The sequence below is a fragment of the Aquabacterium humicola genome (genome assembly GCF_030167915.1).
GTDB classification, from domain to species: domain Bacteria; phylum Pseudomonadota; class Gammaproteobacteria; order Burkholderiales; family Burkholderiaceae_C; genus Pseudaquabacterium; species Pseudaquabacterium humicola.
Map to the genome: position 1 here is coordinate 1 of NZ_JARGNB010000034.1, position 3,460 is coordinate 3,460.

General features: G+C 62.7%; 4 protein-coding genes. All 4 read left to right on the forward strand.

The genetic code is table 11. The annotated features are described in order from the left end of the window. Positions 1-253: 253 nt before the first annotated feature. The 4 genes from P1K89_RS33190 to P1K89_RS33205 all read left to right on the forward strand — a co-directional run bounded on the left by P1K89_RS33190 (position 254) and on the right by P1K89_RS33205 (position 3,316). Entirely contained in the window at positions 254-649 is a 396-nt protein-coding gene (locus P1K89_RS33190) for a hypothetical protein (RefSeq protein WP_284620815.1), read from the forward strand. 643 nt (positions 650-1,292) lie between these two features. Beyond that, positions 1,293-1,712 carry a hypothetical protein gene (locus P1K89_RS33195; protein WP_284620816.1) on the forward strand — a complete coding sequence of 140 codons (420 nt, stop codon included), beginning with the start codon at positions 1,293-1,295 and terminating at the stop codon, positions 1,710-1,712. Positions 1,713-2,355: 643 nt separating this feature from the next. Beyond that, complete coding sequence (locus P1K89_RS33200) at positions 2,356-2,754, forward strand: hypothetical protein (protein ID WP_284620817.1); 399 nt, start codon at positions 2,356-2,358, stop codon at positions 2,752-2,754. Positions 2,755-2,896: 142 nt separating this feature from the next. Then, positions 2,897-3,316: a PaaI family thioesterase gene (locus P1K89_RS33205; protein WP_284620818.1), complete on the forward strand. Its 420-nt coding sequence runs from the start codon at positions 2,897-2,899 to the stop codon at positions 3,314-3,316. The last annotated feature ends 144 nt before the right edge of the window (positions 3,317-3,460 follow it).

Genomic DNA, 3,460 nt, shown 5'->3' on the forward strand with positions numbered 1-3,460 from the left:
AAGCGCCTGAACAACTACTTTGATCGTTCAGTCTTTCTTGCGCTCCTGAACCACCTCCAAGAACATGTCTGCCAAGCCGCGAATGACGCCTAACCCTTCGGTCAACGCGACCCGTACCAGCAGGCGTCTTGGGGCGCGAGACACCCAGGTCTATCTTGTGTCTCGCGCCCCAAGCCTCCTGCTGGCACGGGCGCGTTACCTCAAACGTTAGGCGTCACAACCCCTCGGGCACTCCGTCGCACAGCCATACGACATGACAGAAGTCGAAACCGTCACGCTCTATCGGCCAACCGGTCCTGAGGAGCTTGCGCTTCTTGAACGCGCGGGCTTTAGCGCCTGGCCACCTCGGTTGCCGGATCAACCCATCTTCTATCCGGTAACTAACGAGGAGTACGCGGTCCAGATTGCACGAGATTGGAACGTCCCAGCCAGCGGGTACGGCTGCGTCACCCGCTTCCGCGTTCGTTCGGAATTCATGGCCCAGTTTCCGCTACAGCAAGTCGGCGCAGGCATGCATACAGAGTGGTGGGTGCCAGCCGAGCGCCTGAGCGAGCTCAACACCAACATCGTCGGCACCATCGAAGTCATCCGCGAGTTCGGTAGCCGTCCTGCGCCCGGCGCGGCGAGTGGCGCCGCGCGTGACGCCTAACCCTTCGGTCAACGCGACCCGCACCAGCAGGCGTCTTGGGGCGCGAGGCCGCCCAGCCTATCATCGGCCTCGCGCCCCAAGCCTCCTGCTGCCGCGGGCGCGTTACCTCAAACGTTAGGCGGCATGCAACAGCCCCAGCGCGAACGTCTGGTCCGCCTTGGATGCACCGAGCATGAGATCCAAAGACTCGGCCTTGCGAACACCGAGCATGAAGACAAGGACCACGTCTGCCGCGGCCGACCAAACTGCGAAGAGGTGGAAAGCCATACGCACAGGCTGTTCCCTCTGGCGGAATCAGCAAGGTCAGGCTAACAAGTGCGCTTCGCGCAGGCGTGCTGCGCCGCGCAGTCAGTTCGGTGGGCACCGCGCAAGCGCGGCGCAGGGTTCGCAGCGCATGGGAGGCAACCCGGCTGTTCGCAAGAAGAGAACCCGACACAAGCTCCTTGCGAGCAACCGCGGGCAATCAGTTATCAAACCCGCGGTCTCGTGGTCCGCCGCTAACAATGCCGCCTAACCCTTCGGTCAATGCGACCCGCACCAGCAGGCCGCTTGGGGCGCGAGGCGCCTTCGCTTATCCTGCGCCTCGCGCCCCAAGCCCCCTGCCGCTGCGGGCGCGTTACCTCAAACGTTAGGCCTCACTCCGATGACCCGCCTTGCTAGGAATGTCTCCATTTCGCTGATAGCGCTGCCCTCGATCCCTATGGCACAAGGCCAGGGCGCATGGGGCGGAGGCACTGGTCTAATCGAGGGCATCGCCATTCTCTTGATCGTTATCATTGCAGTTCCTGTCGTCGGCCTCCGCTTCATACGCGCCTTACTTGACGCACCCGCCAGCGAGAAGGCACGCAAGGCCAAGATCGCCTCGTTGTCGAAGGTCGGCGACCATGTTGCAGAAGCCCTCATCGCGTTCCAGCAGGGAACCGGACAAGTTCTCAATTGCCCAGTTTGCCACTCAGAGATTTCGGTCTTTCCGACGCCGGGGCCATCTGAGGAGGTAATGACGGACTGCTCTTGTCATCTGGCCAGAGGCGTCTACTCAGTCGCGCGTCGCAGTGAGGCCTAACCCTTCGGTCAACGCGACCCGCACCGGCAGGCCCCTTGGGGCGCGAGGCCGCCCGGCCTATCATCGGCCTCGCGCCCCAAGCGTCCTGCCGGCACGGGCGCGTTACCTCAAACGTTAGGCCCGGGTCTCCACGGCCCTCGCGACTCGTTGCGCTGCCAGAAGAACCGCAAGACTGCGGTCATCGTCACTCCGGTGCAGCAATGGAACTCCCGAATACTCCTGCAGCGTCGGGGGAGGCTCTGGAAGGAAAGGACAGGCCCCCGCTCTGCCCCGGGCTACCCGTCCGATGAGCGATCGAAGCACTGCCCAGGCCGCACCAAAGACAAGAACGACCCTCTCCCTGCGGGCCTCGGTACGCACGGGCAGCCAGAGTTCAAGAACCACGCTTGCCATGCTCGTTGTCATCTACCCCGAGCACTTCAAGCACGCATCGTCCCTGGCAGCCGTGCCGCTACGGGCATCGCTGCTGCTCAAAACCCGTGGTGTTCAAGGCCTGCACGAGCAACCGGGCCTAACCCTTCGGTCAACGCGACGCCCGCCAGCTACGCGCCAGGGCCGCGAGGCCGTTCAGCCCTATCATCGGCCTCGCGGCCCTGGCGCTCCGCTGGCGGTCGCGCGTTACCTCAAACGTTAGGCCTCAGAAATGCAGACTCTACCGTCCATCGCTTCACTGGCTCAGGCCTTCAACTGCGATCCTCGGATCGAGGCGGAGCATCCTGAGCACGGCGTGCTGAAGTACGACGTGGAGTTCGAGACAGAGGACGAGCGAATCGGTTTGTCTGTTCTTCCGCTCGCGGGAGAAGTCAATGTCAGCCTTTTCACCAAGAAGCCTGCGCGCCACATTCGCCTCGCACTAGAAGACGTAAGCGCGGTAGAGGTGGTGAACACCGAGGAAGACGGCGAGAGGGACGAGAAAATCCAAGTCCGATTCCATACCCAGGAAGTCCAAACACTAACCCTCCGTCTTCGGCCGGTCGTCATGCTACTTTGGGGCAACCAGCGCGACTCGCCGGAACGTCACCCTCCGTGGGAACGCGACTGAGGCCTAACCCTTCGGTCAACGCGACGTCCACCAGTTACGCGCCAGGGCCGCGAGGCACCCAGGCATATCATCTGCCTCGCGGCCCTGGCGCTCCGCTGGCGGTCGCGCGTTACCTCAAACGTTAGGCGTCAGAAGCACCACCATGTCCAAGGCCGCAGAGCTCCAAGCCCTCCTGGACAGTCAGCCCAAGTCTGACTGTGCGGCGCTGATTCCCTTGTCGGTGGAGGAAGCCGACTTCGACATCGGTCGCGTGGTTCTTCGCTTCGCACCTCAGCCGGCGTTCGAGAACTACCACGGCAATGTTCAGGGTGGCTTCGCCGTTGCCATGGTCGATGCTCTGGTCTCAATCGCCGCCTATGCCAAAACGCGAGCCTGGCTACCCACGGTTGAGATCAAGAGCACCTTCGTAGCACCAATGATGCTGGGTGAGTCACGAGGTGAGGCATCCATCATCAAGGCTGGCAGGCAACTCGTGTTCCTTGAGGCCAAGCTGTGGGGTGCAGACGGGAAACTCGCGGTGCACGCCACCGCCACGGCGTTCGTACCTCGACGTGATTCCTAAGCGTACCGGGAGGCGCTGACGCCTAACCCTTCGGTCAACGCGACAGCCAACGGCATGGCACTTGGCCCGCGCAGCACCGCAAACTATCATGTGCTGCGCGGGCCAAGCACCATGCCGTCGTCTGCGCGTTACCTCAAACGTTAG

What these genes read in the sequence shown, in the direction of transcription:
- P1K89_RS33190 (WP_284620815.1), top strand. Translation starts at nt 254, where the DNA reads ATGACAGAAGTCGAAACCGTCACGCTCTATCGGCCAACCGGTCCTGAG.
- P1K89_RS33195 (WP_284620816.1), top strand. Translation starts at nt 1,293, where the DNA reads ATGACCCGCCTTGCTAGGAATGTCTCCATTTCGCTGATAGCGCTGCCC.
- P1K89_RS33200 (WP_284620817.1), top strand. Translation starts at nt 2,356, where the DNA reads ATGCAGACTCTACCGTCCATCGCTTCACTGGCTCAGGCCTTCAACTGC.
- P1K89_RS33205 (WP_284620818.1), top strand. Translation starts at nt 2,897, where the DNA reads ATGTCCAAGGCCGCAGAGCTCCAAGCCCTCCTGGACAGTCAGCCCAAG.